Raw genomic sequence first — 19,468 nt, forward strand, 5'->3', positions numbered from 1 at the left:
CAGACGTTTGAAAAATCAGTGCTTGTCAAAACGTGATCAAGAGACTGCTTTTTTCATAACGTATTAGTCATCACGTCTTTTTCGTAACTGCCGTTTATTATTCCTGCTAGGTGATGTTGAACGAAAATTATTATGGCAACATTTTTTCACTTTGTAAATAGTAATAATTATCATTTGCATATTGATAATTATTATCTTTTGAAATATGATGTCTGAGCTTTGTTGCTGACGATAGTGAATCAAGTAACAAAATCCTTAACAATTAAAACTATGACACGGTCGCTTTAGATTGCTCTTTTTGCAGCAAAAGATCTTTAAGCAACGCGACTTTCTTACTTTCTACTTTTACGATGGTTGTTTTATTTATGTCGATTTTAGCGTCTCAACCCCTTTTGACTCATACAAAATTACACACCCATCCACCACAGCTGTGCCGTAGTAAATTAGCCATAAGTATCGCCCTAGCTGTCTCTTCATTGGCTCCTTTTTCAGTCCAAGCAGCGCCGCCTCTTGCAGAGTCTAATATTGACATTACAAGCGATGCATCCATGCCAAGCATACGTTTAGACCCTATCGTAGTAACCGCTACTCGCTCTGAGCGTGCATTAAGTGATACACCAGTTGCCCTGCAATTACTTAGTCGCCAACAGCTCGATGATAATCATGCTCATACTTTAAAAGAAGCGCTAACCTTGCTGCCCAATGTGTACTTACGTGAAATCCATGGCAAAACAGGTTACGAGGTCAGCATGCAAGGCTTTACCGGTGATCAAGTATTAGTGTTAATTGATGGCTTACCCATTACCGCCAGCACTGGCTCGACGGTAAATTTGAATCAATATATGAATATGGATATTGAACAAATAGAAGTGGTTCAGGGAGCGGCGTCAGCGCAGTTTGGTAGCGCGGCGATGGGCGGCGTTATCAATATCATCACCAAACCCATTGGCGCGGCAACAGGACATATCACTACCGATATTGCCAGCAATGGTCGGCAAAATCCATCTGGTAAAAAGTTAGATTCTAACAAACGCTATGTAGAAGCCAGCGTGGAAGGGGTGTTAGATAAAAACCAGCGCTTTCATGCGCGTCTATCAGGCTCGTATCTGGATAATAATGGTTTGAGCTTAGACCATGAAGCATGGCCCAGATTAAAAGATGCCAGCGAACAATCACAAGTCAGTGCCCGATTTAGCTACCGCCCGGACGGTAAAGGCATATCAGACAATGACGATAGTAGAAACGATAGCCGAATGGTCAAAAATGCTCAGTATTGGCTAGAGGCCAGCCACTATAAAGAAGACGATGTTAGCCGTTTTAATTATTATGTGGCACCGCGATATTTGGCCCAGCAACGAGATGAGCACATTACTAAGCAGCGCTTTAGTGTTGGTGCGCGCGCTGATATCACGCCACATGCGGATAATCGCAGCAAAACGTATCGGTTGTCCGCACAAGCACTGCATGAGGAATATCAAAGCGAATCCAATACTAAAACACAGCAAACCATCACCAGCGCCCGTGACACAGACATCAGTACCACACTGGCGCAAGCGCAGCTCGACCTACCTGAGTTAATGCTATCCGATAAACACATTCATCTTATCCAAGTTGGCGGTCAGGTTCAGCAAGACAAGTTAAGCCAAACGAAAAATAAATTCAGCGAGCTTATCAGCGATAACGTCAGCCGCGATGTCGGTGAGCTGTATATACAAGATGATTGGCTGATTGGTGATAACTGGGAGGTGTTGAGCGGTATTCGCTATCAGAACGATGAGGACTTTGGTGGCCATACGGCGCCAAAGGTATCACTCAAATACAATCATTTGGATGCCAGCGGTCGTGACCATGTCTTTCGTAGCAGTATTGGCGGTGGTTATCGCGTGCCCAACCTGAAAGAACGCTACTACGTCTTTGACCACAGCAATTTGGGTTATAAAGTCATGGGCAATCCCGACTTGCAGCCTGAAAACTCAACCAGTTACCAGATCGGCTATCAAGGTCAACTGAGCGACACCCTGAATTTGACTGTCAATGGTTTTTATAATGAAGTGAACGATCTGATCCAAACCGACGAGGACAACGCTACCTTCGACGGTAACATCGCCATTTATAAATACATGAATGTCGATAGCGCCAAAACTTATGGCGGCGATATTGGCATTGATTGGCAAGTAGATAAGCGCGCCAAACTGCAAGCCAGCTATGCTTATTTAAAAACGCATAACAATGTAACGGATACCGAGCTGACTTATAAACCCAATCACAAAGCGATGCTCGCACTAGACTATCAAATCAATGACAAATTACAGCTGATCCCGCGCCTTAACTATGAATCCAAACAGCTGATTAGTACCAGCGAGCAGGCGTATTCACCGTCTTGGTGGACACTCGATAGCAAGCTCAATTATGACGCAACTGCAAACTTGAGCTTATATGCAGCGATTAATAATATCTTTGATGTGCAGCGTGATGTCACTGATACCAGTGACTATCGTCCCATTGATAATCGTGAGTGGTTACTTGGCGCCAGCTACCATTGGTAAACCTTTGATTCACAACCATTCTAAAGCAGTTGTATTTGTAGTGCTGTTTTTCACCTTTTATATAAAACGACAACCACCAAGGAAGCTGATATGACCCCAATTATCCCATTAGTTAACACCAAGCCGACCAAATTGGCATTACTTTTCAGTAGCAGCCTGTTAGCCCTCAGCATGACCGGTTGCGGTGGCAGCAGTGATGGTACAAGCAGTGACAGTAACGGCAATATTGGTAATGGCGGTAACACGCCGCCTGTTAGCACTGCCAGCTTTAGCGAAACGGCCACTTGGCAAGTCACCAATATAGCGCCTGTGGCCGCTACCTGTTATGACTTTGACGCCAAAGCTGAAAGCTCGTGTGCTGAAGATAAATGGGATATTAAGTTTGATAACCAAGCGCGTTCGGTTAAGCTTTGGTCAAATAGCGGTGATTCTGGCGCAGGTTTGGGCGGCGTTTTTGGTTTGATCGACTGGTCAGATTTGAGCCGTTATAGCAATGCAACTCAAGACCCTGATACCAAACGTGATATTACCATGCACTACAATGAAGACCGTAGTGGCGGTATATTTGATGCACAGCCTTGGTTTGAATACAATTTAAAAGGCAACCATCAGCTCTACCCGAACAATCGCGTCTATCTTGTAACCACAGATAATAGCAGCGCCATGACAGACAGCAGCGTACAGCAGCCTATTTATGCCATGCAAATCACAAACTACTATAATGATGCAGGCACCTCTGGCTACCCTACTCTGCGCTGGTTTGATACGGCCCTACCAAATAAGGTACAGACGAAAACCATCGATGCCTCAAACAATAATAATTGGGTCTATTTTGATTTAGCTACAGGAAAAAGTAGTAGCGATAAAAATAGCACTTGGCAGATTGGCTTTAAGCGTAATGATGTGATTTTAAATGGTGGGGATTCGGGCAGTGGTAAAACTGGGGGTTATCTTGCCGCCACACCAGCCGGATATTATGATGCGCAAGGTAAACCGATTACCAGTCAATTTACCAGCGATGGTAGCGCGGCTACTTTAGCCGACCTTACCAACACCGCTGTATATGATAAACCGCTGAGTGCTAGAAGCTGGGTTATTGACAGTAAAGGCTCAGATCTCAATCCTGCTTATACCGGCAGTTTCCCGAACTTAGACTTTGGCTGGTATACCTACAATGGCATGACCCATCAGCTTAATGCCAAACCAGTTGACAGCGCACAAGGCGCGCTCATTAGATCTGCTGAAGGCAATAGCTATGCACGCGTGCGTTTGGATAAAATCAAATATCCTGATAGCTCAGCGACGACTGCGACCTCATGGGAATTTAAAATAGACATTCAGCCTGCTCCTTAATCTTTTATTTTTGCTAAAATCAAAGATGACAGTATCAATCCTGACTTGATTAGCAACTATCTTTACCGCTACAAAATAAGGCACTTTATAAAATGGCAAAACCTGCTCCAAGAATACTGGATGTTATTTGTACCAAATACATCACGCCACATATGTGCCGCGTCACGCTTGGCGGTGCTGGCTTGATTGACTTTCCAACAGATCAAGAAAGCACTTATATTAAACTCATATTTCCTCAAGGCCATGGGGCTCGACCACTAATGCGCACCTATACCATCAGTGGTCAACGTGAGGATGAAATAGACGTCGATTTTGCCTTGCACGACGCTGAAGGCCCTGCATCAATGTGGGCAAAAAACACTCAGGTTGGTGATCAGATTTTAGTCGGCGGACCAGGACCAAAAAAGCTCATCAACCGCGATGCAGATTGGTTCTTATTAATAGGTGATATGACTGCACTACCTGCGATTACTGTCAATCTTGCACAATTACCTGACGATGCACGCGGCTATGCCATTCTTGAGATCAGCAGCGAGGCAGATCGACAAAATCTTAAAAAACCTAAGAACATTGACATTTACTGGGTTATTAACCCTACTCCAAACTCCGCAAGCAGCCCTTTACTTGAGTATGTTAAAACCATTACTTGGCTTGAAGGGCAACCTGCTGTTTGGGCTGCTTGTGAATTCCATAGTATGAGTGTACTGCGTGACTATTTTAAATTCAACCGGTCCATAGCTAAAACGCATTTATATATATCTAGCTACTGGAAAGTAGAGCGTACAGAGGATGAGCATAAAATTGAGAAGCAGGAAGATGCGCAAAACCTAGAATAATATTCTATCCACCTTCAAAAATCCGAGTTGTGTTAACAATGACTTGAGGGCTATTAATATTAAGCTTCTGACGTTGTCATCAACTCATTCGTAGGCTAGATTATAATCTCTTAGACGTCGATTATTTTATTAATACGGTAATGTAAATATCAATTTAGCCTCTAAATATTATTAGCAACTCAATTCTGATATTGGTGCAAAAGGTTGCCAGAGGTATACATAATATAGTCTTAACAACCTTCCTTGCATGGTGTGCTTTACTCAGGTGATATTGTCAAAACTGGGAGCTGAACGTTGTACCGGCGATGATAGTGAAAGTAATCCAACAGGATTAGGACTAGCGCTCAATAGAAGATCTAGTCAGTCATTTACGCGGCATGCTAAGCACGAGCAACGTATAACCACACGGTGCGCCATTTGTCATTGTGCTGCCGTGGCAACCTTTAGAAAATCAGAATATATTTGATGATAAGTTCATATCAAACGTGAACCAGATAGGGGCAAGCATAGCTGCTAGCTCCTAAAAAAACGTCTATTCAACACTGTAGTCTTTATCTCAAAATTAGTTTGAGGCTAATCCTTTAAGCTCCCGAACTTATCGATAAGCATAAAAAATTGGGGATCAGTTACCGTCAGCAACTTTCAACAACCTTGGTCACAAAATGGTCACCGTTTGGTCACCGAGCACTTGGCCACCGATTTTCAAAAGGTAAAGTACATGCACGCAGACTTATAGAGAATATATTATTAAAGAGTAGATTGCTTCTTAAGAGTTAATAAAGACAGAATAACCAACCCTTACGGATAAAGGCTTTAAGGAGAATTACAGACACAAAAAAACCTCAAGTAAACGAATACTTGAGGCGAAACTTGCTTAAACCCGAGAGTTTAAATTCGTTTTAAATATGGCGCAGCGGACGGGACTCGAACCCGCGACCCCCGGCGTGACAGGCCGGTATTCTAACCAACTGAACTACCGCTGCTTAGGTCGTACTTAGTTTATTTAACCACTTAGCCTACTACTTAAGAGTAACGCTATACTAAATAGTGGTGGGTGATGACGGATTCGAACCGCCGACATTCTGCGTGTAAGGCAGACGCTCTACCAACTGAGCTAATCACCCTTCGAACAATTGCTAGGCAATTTATTCAACATCAACTGAGCTCTAAGTTTGTCACTAAGCTCTGCTGCTGTGGGTGTGTATTATATAGATTTACACATGCCTGTCAAACACTATTTTGATATTTATCACAGATTTTTGCTTATTTTCTTGATTAAATTTATAAGCATCTGTTTTAATTGATTTTATAATTTCGCAGAATAGTTAATCTTTTTCACTCTAGTACTTACTTTGCCGCCAGCGCTTGTTCTATATCAGCCTTGAGCGCTTCAGGTTTGGTCGTTGGTGCATAACGAGCAATTACCTGCCCTTTACTATCAATTAAAAACTTGGTGAAATTCCATTTGATACCGTCTGTGAGAAGCCCGCCTTTTTGATTTTTTAGCCATTCAAACACAGGATGAGCATCACTGCCATTGACGTCGACTTTTGCCATCATTGGAAAGCTGACACCATAGTTCTTTTGGCAAAATGCGCCAATTTCATCATTATTAGCAGGATCTTGGTTGCCGAATTGATTACAGGGAAAACCGATAACCATTAAACCTTGGTCTTTATATTGCTGAAACAGTGCTTCTAAGCCCTCAAACTGCGGCGTAAAGCCACACTTGCTTGCGGTATTAACAATTAGCAACACTTGATCTTTATATTTAGAGAAATTTTGCGTCGTTCCGTCGATACGCTCAGCACTAAAATCATAAATAGTAGTCATTATTCATCCTTAAATGAGTTATTTGTTTGCTATCAAGCATTAGACATTGTGGTTAATAAGCTTAGTGATATTAATAATAAGTAGGGAGATATCAATACTCCCTACTCTTTTTACTACTACCTCATTAGCTTACACGCCGCTGTCACTATTCTTCAGACTTATCTAAATCGATAGACAACGAGTTGATGCAATAGCGCATGCCAGTGGTCTCACTTGGACCGTCAGGGAATACATGGCCCAAATGCGCGCCGCAATTGCTGCAAGTCACTTCAGTACGGCGCATGCCTAGCGAATCATCGACATGCTCATCGATGGCGCTATTATGGATACCTTGATCAAAGCTTGGCCAACCGCACCCTGCATCAAACTTATTGTCTGATTCAAACAAGTTAGCACCGCATCCTTTACAGCGATAAATGCCCTTATCATTAATATCGTTATAAATGCCCGTAAATGGTCGCTCTGTGCCCTTCTCGCGCAGCACATGATACTCCTCAGCACTTAAGCGCTCTTTCCAGTCAGCCTCGGTCAATTGGCTGATTTCTTCTTTGCTCAGTTGATTGTCTTGCATAACGTATCCTTATGGAATGACTGATTGTCTACTCTATCGTGAGTAATGGTTTATCGAGGCTTTATCGCTATTTTATATAAAAACGATAGGCTTTATCTGTTGGCGAGCGTCTTATTATTCAAGATGTTTATAACAAGAATACTCACTGCATGGAATGGTAGTGCCAGATATTGTAGGCAATTTGATATCGAAAAATCACAAGTTAGATCGTTTCTTATTGAGCTGAAGTCTCTCAATGCATTATAAATCTCTGCAATGCAAGATTTTCTTACATAGTGAAAATCTACAATATACAAATAACTTGCATTTAATTTTGATATGCAATAATATCTTGCATTAACAGTTAATTAAAAGTATTTCTCTTTTAAAGCATTAGCTTAATACTTATCCAAGAGAGTTAATTTCGTTACCTGATTAATGACAGATTCATAAAATAAAAAAGGCTTACATAATGACGGCTGATGACAAAACTAAAAGCACACAGGCTGAACGACTGGTACAGCTGCGCCGTGACAAAGGCATGACGGCAGAGCAGCTGGCACAAGCGATGACTGCTGCTGGCGCTAAAGTCAGCCGCGGTGCTATCTCTAATTGGGAGCGTGGGACCAATGGGATTGTCTCATCTAAGCTACCTACCCTTGCGCGACTCTTAGGTTGTAGCGAAGGGTATTTGTTGCGCGGTGAGCTTGAAAGTGACAGCAAATCAGATGACGATTCTGACAGTATATCGTCTGATAATGATAAAGCTGTCGATGCAGGCGAGCAACCTCATAGCACTATTCAAAATACACCAACAACAACTACCTCTTCTACTCCCCGCAAAAATTCACCAAATAACCTGATGAGTGGTCACTCTATGAACTCAATAAAAAAATCCGATAAATTACAAAACGTCTGTTACGACATTCGCGGTCCTCTGCTGCAAACTGCCAATAAAATGGAAGCCGAAGGCAAGCGTATCTTAAAGCTAAATATCGGCAACCCTGCTCCTTTTGGTTTAGAAGCACCGCATGAGATTTTGCGTGATGTGGCGATGAATCTGCCGGAAGCGACGGGCTACTCAGACTCGCAAGGGATTTTTTCAGCGCGTAAAGCGGTATTGCAATATTACCAATCAAAGGGACTGCTATCGGCAGTTGATGTTCGTGATGTCTATCTAGGTAATGGCGTCTCTGAGCTGATTGTCATGACCATGCAAGCGCTGATGAATGATGGCGATGAAGTGCTGGTTCCGATGCCAGACTACCCACTGTGGACGGCAGCTGCCAATCTCGCAGGCGGTACAGCGGTACATTATCGCTGTAATGAAGAAGATAACTGGCATCCTGATATTGAAGACATCAAATCTAAAATCACCAGCAAAACCAAAGGCATCGTAGTTATTAATCCCAATAATCCGACAGGCGCGCTGTACAGTGATGAAGTACTACTGCAAATCGTCGAGGTCGCAAAAGAGCATGACTTAATCATCATGGCGGATGAGATTTATGACCGTATTCTCTATGATGATATGGAACATACGCCGATGAGCACTTTGACCGATGAAGTACTGGTGTTGTCCTATAATGGTTTATCAAAATCACATCGTATCGCAGGCTTTCGTGCTGGTTGGATGATGGTTTCAGGTCGTAAAGAACATGCGGCTGACTTTATCGAAGGTTTAGATATGCTTGCATCTATGCGTCTGTGTTCTAACGTTCAAGGACAATATGCGATTCAGACAGCGATGGGTGGCTATCAAAGCATGAAGGACCTAACGTCTAAAAAAGGGCGCTTGTACAAGCAGCGCGAGTTGGCAGTGACCCGTCTTAATGCGATTAAAGGTATCTCTTGTACCATGCCACAAGGCGCGTTTTACTGCTTTCCAAAGATGGATCCTGAGATTTACCCTATCAAAGATGACATGCAGTTTATGATGGATTTATTGTTAGAAGAAAACGTATTGATGGTACAAGGCACAGGATTTAACTGGGATAAAAATGACCATTTCCGCTTGGTGTTTTTACCCAACTTACACGACTTAGAAGACGCTATGGATCGCTTAGACCGCTTCTTTGCTAAGAAGCGTAAGCAGTTTGGTATTGACTAATATATAGATGACACCTATATTTTTCTATAAAAAAACGCTTACCGATATGATATCGATAAGCGTTTTTTATTTGTATTAATCAAAAATTAAATGACTTTGATTTCAACTTTTAAAAGATATTTATCAGCACTATATAACTGATTGCAGACATACTTGCTGCTGCAGGAAGGGTAATAATCCATGCCAAACCAATTGGTTTCATCAGTGCCCAGTTAGTGTCTCTATTGACGATACCAATGCCAAGTACAGCACCGACCAAGATATGCGTGCTCGATACTGGTATACCCATCGTCGATGCACCCATCACAACCGCAGCCGCAGCCAATTCAGCTGAGAAACCAGAAGCAGGATGCATTTTTGCCAAATTGGTACCGACAGTTTGAATCACTTCTTTACCGATGAACCAAAGACCGACAATCAATGCTACACCAAAAGTTAACATCACAGCAGGTGGTACTGCTGCTTCTGTTGAAATACTATTGGTACGGATAACATCCATAATCGCTGCAAATGGACCAACAGCATTAGCAATATCGTTCGAGCCATGACTAAAAGCAAATGCTGATGCAGTAAAGACTTGCATCCAGCTAAACATAATAAACGTGGCTTTGGTCAAATCCTCTTTGTGCTTACCGCGGATACTCTTAGTATAAATATAAGTCGCAAGCCATACTAGCGCTGCTATCATCCCCATGATTAAAAAGCCTTGCAACGTCGTCATACCATTATTGACGTTTTTCAGACCTTTGAAGATGACCAAAGAGGCCATGACTGCGCCGCCTGCAGCCGCCATAATAGGCGCCCATTGCTTGAGTGCTTTTAAGGTATCGAGGTTGCTGCGCTCGTTTTCAATCTCATAAAGTTCTTTGTAATAATTCGTCTCTAAATCTTCAACGACGCAATCATCATCTTTATATATTTCTTGATCACGTAACAACGCTGACGTATAAGCCAACTGCTCAGATTCGGTTAGACCATCCAAATACGCTTTATGCGTCAGTTTTAGCGTCTTTTTACTATCTTTCAGAGTAGCAATATGCGCCTCTGTTTTATCGTTATACTCAATGATGTTTTTCTTAATCTGTCCATATAACAGATAAGAAAAAATGCCGCCTAATAGCGGTGATATAATCCAAGAGATGGCAATCATGCCAATCTTGTCCCAATTCACTGTTGATAACGCCATTTCAGTACCACCTAAGGTGATACCCAATACAATAGAGCTACCCACTATGCCACCAATAATCGCATGTGTGGTCGAAACCGGCAAACCTTTTTTGGTGGCAAACAACAGCCAAAATGCAGCAGCAATGAGTGCTGAAAGCATGACATAAATGAACTGATTGGGTGTTACTGACAACCCATCTAAATTGACAATGCCGCTCCGAACGGTATCGGTCACTTCACCACCAGCAAGTACCGCCCCTGATACTTCAAATATCGCTGCCACACCTAGGGCTTGTGGAATCGTTAACGTCCCTGCACCGACTGAGGTGCCAAATGAATTGGCAACGTCATTACCGCCGATATTGAATGCCATGAAAACACCAAAAGCAGTGGCGACAATAAATAGCGTTGTCTGCTGATGCATGGTGTAATCTAGACCCCACCACAAAAAGTAGGCGGTCATTCCAATCATTAAAATGGCAAAAAGTAGGTTAATTTTCATAGAGCCGACTGATTTTGTTGGTCCTGTAGAGCTACTGCTAATACCCATACGTTGATACGTCCTGCGTAAGCTGATTGAAATTATTGACAAATGATGACATTACGCGGCTATTAATGATGTGATTATTACCACCCAAAAATACAATAACATGCGCGCAACGTGGTTATTTGAAATACAATTTTAGAATACTGTGTTGAGACAGCTGCCTCAACGCTTTGACACCCTCCTTATTATCTTATCTTAGCGGTTATAGCCATTTGCAAATAAGCAATTGAGCTTAACGACAATCAGAAACTAAGATAAAACGTCTAAGTAAAATGTCATAAAGCCGCAAGTGGTATTGCCAAATCGTCTGATTAAAGCATCTTGCGGCTTACGTTTTTATGATAATAGCGTTCTTCTATACAAGCTATTTATTGTGAATAATACATTGATATTAAAGACAAATAAACAGAAGACCAAGCTATTTTAATAGATAGCAACGCTCATTACGCGCCTATTATATTAAATATAGACGCATAATGCATGATGATATTACAAGATTTGTAACTGTGAATATAAGATTTAAGAAATATACACTTTAGATCAGACGTTATCGGGTTATTTTTAGCCAACATACACTTGAATTGCCATAGTCAATTCAAGTGATAACAGTGGAAAATTAATAGTTATAAATAAATAGGTAGCTGCTTAAGAATAGGATTAAAAGTACCTCTATAAGATAAATAATTTCCGCTTAGCATTTGCTACGCATTCCAAGACTTTAAGAAAATTTATCTATGTAGCACATTATGACTTAGCTGGCAGCAAGCAACGCGGATAGCTGCTCGATAGCGTGGTCTAACACCTCTAAACGTGCTTGGCGCTTGTCATTATTAGCGATCACACACCAAGGGGCGTTCTTAGTATCCGTACGTGCCAGCATATCAGCCGCCGATTGTACATAATCTGACCATTTATCACGGTTACGCCAATCGTCGTCGGTCAATTTAAATTGTTTGTATGCAGTTTCTTCACGTTCCTCAAAACGCTTAAGCTGCTGTTTTTTATCGATTGCCAGCCAGTACTTGATTACCAAAGTACCTGATGCTGCCAAGGCAGCTTCAAAGCGATTGATTTCATCATAAGCGCGCTGCCACTCATCATCCTTCGCAAAGCCTTCAATACGCTCTACCAAGACACGCCCATACCAAGTACGATCAAAAATACCAACACGGCTGATGCGGTCTGTCTGCTCGTTCGGAAGCTTTTGCCAAAAACGCCACAAATAAGGATGCTGTAGCTCATATAACATGGGCGCGCCAATATTATAAATTTGATATTCACGTGGATCAAGTGGTGCCACCAGTCTTTTGATAGCGCCGCCCTTTCCTGCTGCATCCATACCTTCAAAGGCAAATACCACATGTTGACCTTGACGCGCACGTAACAGTTCTGCCAAGCGCGCCTGCTTCTTAGCCAATGCATCATTGTAGTCAGATTTATCAATATCTGAATCTTCGATATCAGTAAGTACCTTAGGTATTTTTACTCGCTCAAACTTTATTGACTGATACTCTACTTGGTTATTATGAGTATCCTTTGAATCTTGTGCTTGATCTGATTCTGCACTGTTTTCTCCTCGGCTGCTAACTAAGGCTTTTTGCATCGCATGTAAGACTTCATGACAAAAATGTATGGCTGCTTGCGATTTATCTGCGCCATCGATGATAATCCAATCGCCTTGCTGGCGTAATAATTCGGCAGCAACTTCATTGAACTTAGCCACTATCGTCATATCATGCCAATCAATTTGGTATAGAAATTTCGGATCTGGCTCGTCATCATTAAGCCTCGCCTGCAAAGTCTCGATATCGACATGAAACCAGCACTTTAGTAGCTGCGTTTGATTTGCCACAAGGTCTTGCTCAAAAGCTTGCAATTCCGTTAGCTGCTGGCGTAAATAGTCTTGCCATTGACCAATTGGTAACGCTTCAATATCCCTATTCTTCTTATTTTTTTCTGACTTTTCGCTCTCTGCACTTGCCATGCGCATCACGTTATAAAGTAAATCTGCATACCAGTTGCCAAAATATACCATCACATCACCGTGGCGCGGCATGGCTTTGGTATGCGTCTGCCAAATCGGTTGGTGTGCTAAAGGACAATAACCAATGGTCGCTTCTACCTTAAGCAGGCGCGGATCGACCCACTGGCGCAATTGCGTTACCGCTGTCCCCTTACCTGCCTGCTCCATACCATTGACTAATACTAATAGCCCAATGGCTTTATCAGTACTCGGTGATTCTGGCTGGCGCGTCGCACGCAGAGCGAACTGGGCTGTAACCAATGCCAATCGCAGCGCATCTTCATCCATTGAAAATTTGCTCAAAGGATTGGGCATAAGACGCTGCTCGACGACTTGCTCGTTAAATGGCGCGCTCACATCTTCTGCTGACTTATCTGTTTTATTCTTTTTTTTGCTCATGTTTATGCTCGCTATAGTCTTATCAAATAATTGGTTTAAAATAATCGTCTAAAATAGCTAAGTTGTTTTATCATAGCACTGCGCTCTTTTAGTAAATAACGTGGCTATGTAATTTGTGTTATAAAGTCTTATAAATTGACTACCTGAAAGCGCTGTGCAATCTTTATATGTAACAGTTTGGCATTTGTATTCTGTCTTATTTTCTTTTAAGGTGAACAAAATCTTGAGAGCATGGTTTAATAGCTGCCTATAAGTAGAAAACTTAGCGCTAACCAGCCCCCTTATTATCCAGCTTTTATTATCAATCTGATGACTATTATTATTTTTATAGGATGACTTGCCATGTCTGCTTTAGCCAACTTACAACAGCACCTTGACCGCTTTTGGGCGCTGCCACATCATGAAGACGCTGCATTGAATAAGAAGCTTAATGAAGTGCAATCATGGCAACAAGCCCGTATCAAGCGTACGCATAGCACGCTGTTTGAGCAACCAAAAAACCAGCTAATGGCAGATTATTTTTTAACGCAGCTGTATGGTGGTGATGAATTTAAAGTATTGGCAGAACAATTAGGACGCATTCTCCCGAAAGCCAAGAAACTTGAGCGTCTTGCCAAAGAGTCATCTTTAGAAGCTGGAAGTATGGGCATTCAAGCGTCAATATTGGCTATTGAGCTCGACTTGCATTTGGCGCAGTGGTTACTCGAACAAGAGTTAGCAGTGAATGAAGAAAATATGCTACTCGCTTACCGTACGGTTGATGAAGCTGATGAACGCCGTGTACAGATTAATAACTTAAAAGACGTTTGCTATCGTACTGACAAAGACTTAAATTCATTTATGCTCAAAAAAGCTTTTGCGATGGCTAAAGGCACCGCATATCGCTATAACTTTCAGCCGCTTTATGATTTTATCGATTCAGGCTTTAAAGCCATGAAACCATTAAAAAGTGTGAGCAGCTTTATTGAACCGTTTTGCGCGCGCGAGCTTGAAGTTATTGATGAAGTCCATGCCATGGATAATGACGGTAAGCCCGCTGCGTTTGGTGTATGATAAGCGCTATTGTCTCAACAACTATTAGTATTTTATCTGACTAAAAACAAGCATAAAAATAAATCATAGGACACCGCGATGACTGATCATGTAAATAATAAAACGACGACTAATGGCCGTATACAAGATAAATTGGTTCAAGACAGTATCACTCATAACCAAAATATTACCGCTCAAGTAAAAGCACGTCAAAATACCGCTACAAGTGTTAATAACGTTATTAATAATGACTTTACTCATGTTGAAGATTTACCCATAGGAACGCCACAAGGGCAACAAACCACTATGCCAAATGCCAATACTGAAAACCACGCCCAAAATAGCACTGTAAATGACGCTGCACAGACAAATACTCAAGCCCCTAAGCAAACGCTTTTTAACCAGCGTGACGATATCAATAATCCACATACGTCTGATACTGATGGTCATGAAGAAACCCATTTTGGCTATAAGACCGTTAATAAAGCAGAAAAACAAGCGCGTGTGGCTGACGTATTTACCTCTGTCGCCAAAAAATACGACATCATGAATGACTTAATGTCATTTGGTATTCATCGCTTGTGGAAGCGTTATGCCATCAGCTTATCTGGCGTGCGTGCTGGTCAACATGTATTAGATATCGCTGGCGGTACGGGTGATTTAGCCAAGGTCTTTAGCCGTGAAGTCGGTCGCAACGGTAAAGTCGTGTTGTCTGATATCAATGCGGCCATGCTAGAAGTTGGTCGTGAGCGCTTGATTAATGCTGGCTGTAATAATGTCGATTTTGTTTTGGCGAACGCTGAAACCCTAGCGCCATTTGATGATAATAGCTTTGATCTGCTGACAATCAGCTTTGGTCTACGTAACGTCACAGATAAAGATGCTGCGTTAAAATCGATGTACCGTGTGCTTAAGCCAGGTGGTCGCTTATTAATACTAGAGTTCTCAAAACCTATTTTTGAGCCATTATCAAAAGCCTATGATTTATATTCATTCACAGCGCTACCGATGATGGGTAAGCTGGTTGCTAACGATTCCGAAAGCTATAAATATTTAGCTGAATCGATTCGTATGCACCCTGATCAGCAGACGCTAAAGCAGATGATGGAGCAAGCAGGCTTTGAAAATTGTGATTATCATAATCTGACAGCTGGTATCGTCGCGGTACATCGCGGCTTTAAAGCATAAGATTAAGTTTTAAATTACAATACATAGCGATAAAAATGCCATTATGTAAAATGATGGCAACTTATATTTATAAATAATGCGCTCTTTTAAGGCGCTCAACTGACTATGCGAGAGCCTTATGCTGACTGTTCTACTTTTGGCCGGTGCTGAAAAGCTGATTAATATGGCTATTGCCAGTGATGAAATTACCAAAGCGGGTTTAGCGCCACTTGCTGGCAAAGTACTGCGTCTCAACATGGGCACGCCTGAGGTGAATTTAGATGTGCTATTCACTGAAGAGCGCTTGCGTTTTGAGCCAGTGACGACTGAAAGTGTGTTTGAGCAAAGTGGCGCTATGAATGAGCGTCAAAAAGCCAGTATGGATCGTGCGCGTCTTGGTCATAGCCGCCCAGATTGTATTATTACCGTCGATAACCCTGCCCAGCTACTGAATCTCATGCGCAGTACAGAAGGCAACTTGCCTATTGAGGGCGATTACAAAGTACTTATGCAACTCAATCAATTGGTTGCAGGCTTTGATCCTGATGTCGCGGGACAACTTGAACCATTTATTGGTAAATCGATGGCGAGCCAGTTGCACCTCCTGATATCGCAGCTTAAAGGCAGCTGGCGTCATAGTGCCAAGCGTGCTTTTAACGATGTTAGCGATTGGGCAAACGATGTGGCAGGTAATAGTGCACCTGACCCAATAGATGTAACTGAAGTAAATGCGCTTAAGCAGCAACTACTGAAACTGCGTGCTGATGTTGAACGTGAAGAAGCCAAACTAGCCGCTATCAAAGATGAGCAAGCACGTTTAACTCATAGTAGATAATCGCCTTTTCTACAACGCCTACCTTATTTTTGACTTTATCTAGAGTATTTATATCTCATGCTATTATCCCATCGCGCCCGTTTACTTGAGCTATGGCGCATTGCCGCCACCTATCGTATTGACACCCATTTTTCTGTCGAAGAGGCGCCGCAACTACAGCCTTTGGTACGTTTAATCCGTATGCATCCAGCTGCGTGGGGTAAAAAGCATCAGCCTAATGCGATTAAATACGCGCTTGAAGATATGGGGACTCTATTTTTAAAGCTTGGACAATTACTCTCGACCCGCCGTGACCTCGTGCCACCTGAGATTATTGCGCAACTTATTCAACTGCAAGATAAAGTTAAATCTTTCGATTCTGATATCGCAATTGCGCAAATCCAAGACCCTAAACACGGTCTCGGTCAATCTATTGGCTCTTTATTTGCGCGTTTTGACGTCAAGCCTCTAGCAGCTGCTTCTATTGCCCAAGTACATACCGCTGCGCTGCATGATGGGCGTGAAGTGGTGGTCAAAGTGGTTCGTCCTGATATTCGCACGACCATTATTGCAGATTTTGAATTGCTACGAGAACTCGCCAATTGGGCATCGGCGCGTATCGAAGCAGCTCGTGCAATACACATCATCGATATTGTTGAAGACTACCGTCAAGTCATGCTCAACGAGTTAGATTTGACATTAGAGGCAGACAATACAACGCAGATGCGCAACAACTTTTTGGGCTCGGCATTGATGTATGTGCCAGAAGTCTATGATGCCAATAAAAACGTCATGGTCATGGAGCGCATACAAGGCGTTCCAATCTCACAAATTGAGGTATTTGATCAATTAGGCTATGACCGTGCAGCACTGGCAGAAAAAGGCTTAACGATATTTTTTACCCAAGTATTCCGTGATAACTTCTTCCATGCCGACATGCACCCCGGCAATGTTTTTGTCGAGACGCCGCCAGTCAATACCTTGACTGCAAATATGGCCGCCGTGGACTTAGGACATGAGCCGCGTTATATCGGGCTTGATTGCGCCATCATGGGCACCTTATCAAAGGACGATCAGCTTATCGTCGCGCGAATGTTATTGTCCGTGATGAATAACAACTTTACAGCGATGGTTGATATCGTCAGCCGAGCTGGCTGGATACCGCCAAGTGCTGATAAGCATGCGTTGATGCGTGATATGAAACGCACTGTCGGTCCGATGTTACAAAAATCCATTAACGATATCGACTTTGCCGGTGTATTAATGCAAATATTAGATATCGCCCGCCGCCATCATATGAGTATTCCACCGCAGCTGATGCTACTGCTCAAAACTTTAGTGCATGTCGAAGGACTTGGTCGCGACTTGTATCCTAATCTTGATATCTGGTCGCTTGCCAAGCCAATCTTAAGCAGTTGGATTAAGGAGCAGCTCGATCCGATGCGTAATTTACAACAGCTACGTCAGCAGTTGCCTGAGATTTTATTATCGACCACTGATATCCCAAGACTGCTAGATCAAGGGTTACAGAGCCTTGCTTCACAAGGATCACGTCAAGACAGTCAACTGCGTGAGATTCAACAAATCCGTGCCGATATGCTAAACGACCGTCGCCGAGATTGGTTGGCGCTGGCGGGCTTTGCTATTTTCATAGCCCTTGCAACACAAGTTATCGGTTGGCTATCACCTATTTTTTACCTCTTAGCGATTTTGGCAGTCGTGTGGCGTATCTTAGCCTAAACCGTTAATAGCTTTGACTAAAAGACTTCTGACAATAACAAGTATTTATTAAAAATAGATAGGCATAAGCGTTTGGCTTGAGCCTTCATCCACTATTTAATAGATACTATAAAAAAATAAAGCAAAAAAAATGTGCCTACATTTAATTAGAATATTAAATATAGGCACATTTTTTTGGGCTAACTTTATAGCATCTGATCAATCGCCATCTGCGTTAATACTCGACCACGTGCAGTCCGAAGTACATAGCCTTGTTGGATAAGGTATGGCTCAATCACATCCTCTAACGTACCGCGGTCTTCAGCCATCGCTGCTGCCACCGCTTCAACGCCGGCAGGTCCACCATCAAAACGCTCGTGCAATATCTCAATATAACGTCTATCCAAATGATCGAGACCACGTCTATCGACTGCGAGCATATCGAGCGCACTACCAGCAATCGCCCCATTGATACTGCCATCGCCTCTGACCTGAGCATAATCACGTACACGTCGTAATAGACGGTTGGCAATCCTTGGCGTACCACGTGCACGGCGCGCAATTTCAACAGCACCATCCTCACTCATTGGCACGCGCATCAACCGCGCGGCGCGACTGACAATAGTGGTTAAATCAGCAATATTATAAAACTCTAGTCGCTGCACGATACCAAAGCGATCTCTCAGTGGTGATGTTAATAATCCGGCTCGGGTGGTTGCTGCAACTAACGTAAATGGCGGCAAATCAAGCTTAATAGAGCGTGCTGCTGGTCCTTCACCGATCATGATATCCAGCTGAAAATCCTCCATCGCTGGATAAAGAATTTCTTCAATTACCGGACTTAAGCGGTGAATCTCATCAATAAATAGGACATCACCAGCTTCCAAATTGGTCAGCATCGCTGCCAAATCGCCAGCGCGCTCAAGGACAGGCCCTGAAGTAGAACGTAGATTGCCACCCATCTCGCGAGCAATAATATTGGCAAGGGTCGTTTTTCCTAAGCCTGGTGGTCCAAAGATGAGCGTATGATCCAACGCTTCATCACGCGCCCGTGCCGCTTGAATAAAGACTTCCATCTGCTCGCGTACGACGGGCTGACCGATATATTCCGCCAATAATGCTGGTCGAATATTGGCATCAGGGGCATCTGACGCCCCTTCTAGCGGATTAATCAAACGATCTTGCATCATAGTTTTTGCCATTATGCTTAAAGCATTATTTTTAAAAGATTAGGTAATAAATAGCATAACCAAACGCTGCTCATAAGTCATGCGAAACATGATAAAGCAGGTGCTAAAACGAAAATAAGCGACATCTAATGTCGCTTATTTTCAATCGCTGTTTTTTTAATTAATGTTGTGTTGAAAGATAC

Annotated in this window: 13 protein-coding genes and 2 tRNA genes; 8 read left to right on the forward strand and 7 right to left on the reverse strand. The window is 42.6% G+C overall.

From position 1 onward, the window contains the following. The first annotated feature begins 365 nt into the window (after positions 1-365). The 3 genes from OEG80_RS09120 to OEG80_RS09130 all read left to right on the forward strand — a co-directional run bounded on the left by OEG80_RS09120 (position 366) and on the right by OEG80_RS09130 (position 4,735). Complete coding sequence (locus tag OEG80_RS09120) at positions 366-2,546, forward strand: TonB-dependent receptor plug domain-containing protein (RefSeq protein ID WP_263240468.1); 2,181 nt, start codon at positions 366-368, stop codon at positions 2,544-2,546. A 90-nt stretch (positions 2,547-2,636) separates the two neighbouring features. Beyond that, positions 2,637-3,899, forward strand: a complete 1,263-nt coding sequence (locus OEG80_RS09125; RefSeq protein WP_020442963.1) for an HmuY family protein — start codon at positions 2,637-2,639, stop codon at positions 3,897-3,899. 92 nt (positions 3,900-3,991) lie between these two features. Beyond that, a complete protein-coding gene (locus tag OEG80_RS09130; RefSeq protein ID WP_020442962.1) occupies positions 3,992-4,735 on the forward strand; it encodes a siderophore-interacting protein in 744 nt (247 codons plus the stop codon). Between the two features lie 906 nt (positions 4,736-5,641). Here the strand turns inward: OEG80_RS09130 and OEG80_RS09135 are convergent. The 4 genes from OEG80_RS09135 to msrB form a co-directional block, all read right to left on the reverse strand. After that, a tRNA-Asp gene (locus OEG80_RS09135) sits at positions 5,642-5,718 on the reverse strand. Positions 5,719-5,783: 65 nt separating this feature from the next. Then, positions 5,784-5,859: transfer RNA gene (locus OEG80_RS09140), tRNA-Val, on the reverse strand. A gap of 223 nt (positions 5,860-6,082) precedes the next feature. Beyond that, on the reverse strand, positions 6,083-6,568 hold the full coding sequence (locus tag OEG80_RS09145; protein WP_263240469.1) for a glutathione peroxidase: 486 nt from the start codon (positions 6,566-6,568) through the stop codon (positions 6,083-6,085). Positions 6,569-6,713: 145 nt separating this feature from the next. Further along, positions 6,714-7,139: a peptide-methionine (R)-S-oxide reductase MsrB gene (gene msrB, locus OEG80_RS09150; protein WP_263240470.1), complete on the reverse strand. Its 426-nt coding sequence runs from the start codon at positions 7,137-7,139 to the stop codon at positions 6,714-6,716. A 451-nt stretch (positions 7,140-7,590) separates the two neighbouring features. Between msrB and OEG80_RS09155 the strand changes: the two genes are divergently transcribed. Then, complete coding sequence (locus tag OEG80_RS09155) at positions 7,591-9,228, forward strand: aminotransferase class I/II-fold pyridoxal phosphate-dependent enzyme (protein ID WP_263240471.1); 1,638 nt, start codon at positions 7,591-7,593, stop codon at positions 9,226-9,228. Between the two features lie 109 nt (positions 9,229-9,337). Here OEG80_RS09155 and OEG80_RS09160 read toward each other — a convergent pair whose 3' ends face one another. After that, complete coding sequence (locus tag OEG80_RS09160; RefSeq protein ID WP_149409860.1) at positions 9,338-10,945, reverse strand: inorganic phosphate transporter; 1,608 nt, start codon at positions 10,943-10,945, stop codon at positions 9,338-9,340. A gap of 748 nt (positions 10,946-11,693) precedes the next feature. After that, positions 11,694-13,364 (reverse strand): ATPase, encoded by a 1,671-nt coding sequence (locus OEG80_RS09165; protein ID WP_263240472.1) that lies wholly within the window; start codon positions 13,362-13,364, stop codon positions 11,694-11,696. 342 nt (positions 13,365-13,706) lie between these two features. Here OEG80_RS09165 and OEG80_RS09170 point away from each other — a divergent pair, with 342 nt between their 5' ends. The 4 genes from OEG80_RS09170 to OEG80_RS09185 all read left to right on the forward strand — a co-directional run bounded on the left by OEG80_RS09170 (position 13,707) and on the right by OEG80_RS09185 (position 18,117). After that, positions 13,707-14,417, forward strand: coding sequence for an FFLEELY motif protein (locus OEG80_RS09170; protein WP_263240474.1), 711 nt, complete (start codon positions 13,707-13,709; stop codon positions 14,415-14,417). Positions 14,418-14,495: 78 nt separating this feature from the next. Continuing rightward, positions 14,496-15,584: a bifunctional demethylmenaquinone methyltransferase/2-methoxy-6-polyprenyl-1,4-benzoquinol methylase UbiE gene (gene ubiE, locus OEG80_RS09175; RefSeq protein ID WP_020442954.1), complete on the forward strand. Its 1,089-nt coding sequence runs from the start codon at positions 14,496-14,498 to the stop codon at positions 15,582-15,584. A 118-nt stretch (positions 15,585-15,702) separates the two neighbouring features. Next, positions 15,703-16,398, forward strand: a complete 696-nt coding sequence (locus tag OEG80_RS09180) for a ubiquinone biosynthesis accessory factor UbiJ (protein ID WP_263240475.1) — start codon at positions 15,703-15,705, stop codon at positions 16,396-16,398. 57 nt (positions 16,399-16,455) lie between these two features. Continuing rightward, a complete protein-coding gene (locus OEG80_RS09185; protein ID WP_263240476.1) occupies positions 16,456-18,117 on the forward strand; it encodes an ABC1 kinase family protein in 1,662 nt (553 codons plus the stop codon). Positions 18,118-18,302: 185 nt separating this feature from the next. Here OEG80_RS09185 and ruvB read toward each other — a convergent pair whose 3' ends face one another. Continuing rightward, positions 18,303-19,283, reverse strand: a complete 981-nt coding sequence (gene ruvB, locus OEG80_RS09190) for a Holliday junction branch migration DNA helicase RuvB (RefSeq protein WP_041772439.1) — start codon at positions 19,281-19,283, stop codon at positions 18,303-18,305. Between the last annotated feature and the right edge of the window lie 185 nt (positions 19,284-19,468).

Source organism: Psychrobacter sp. SC65A.3, from assembly GCF_025642195.1.
GTDB lineage: Bacteria > Pseudomonadota > Gammaproteobacteria > Pseudomonadales > Moraxellaceae > Psychrobacter > Psychrobacter cryohalolentis.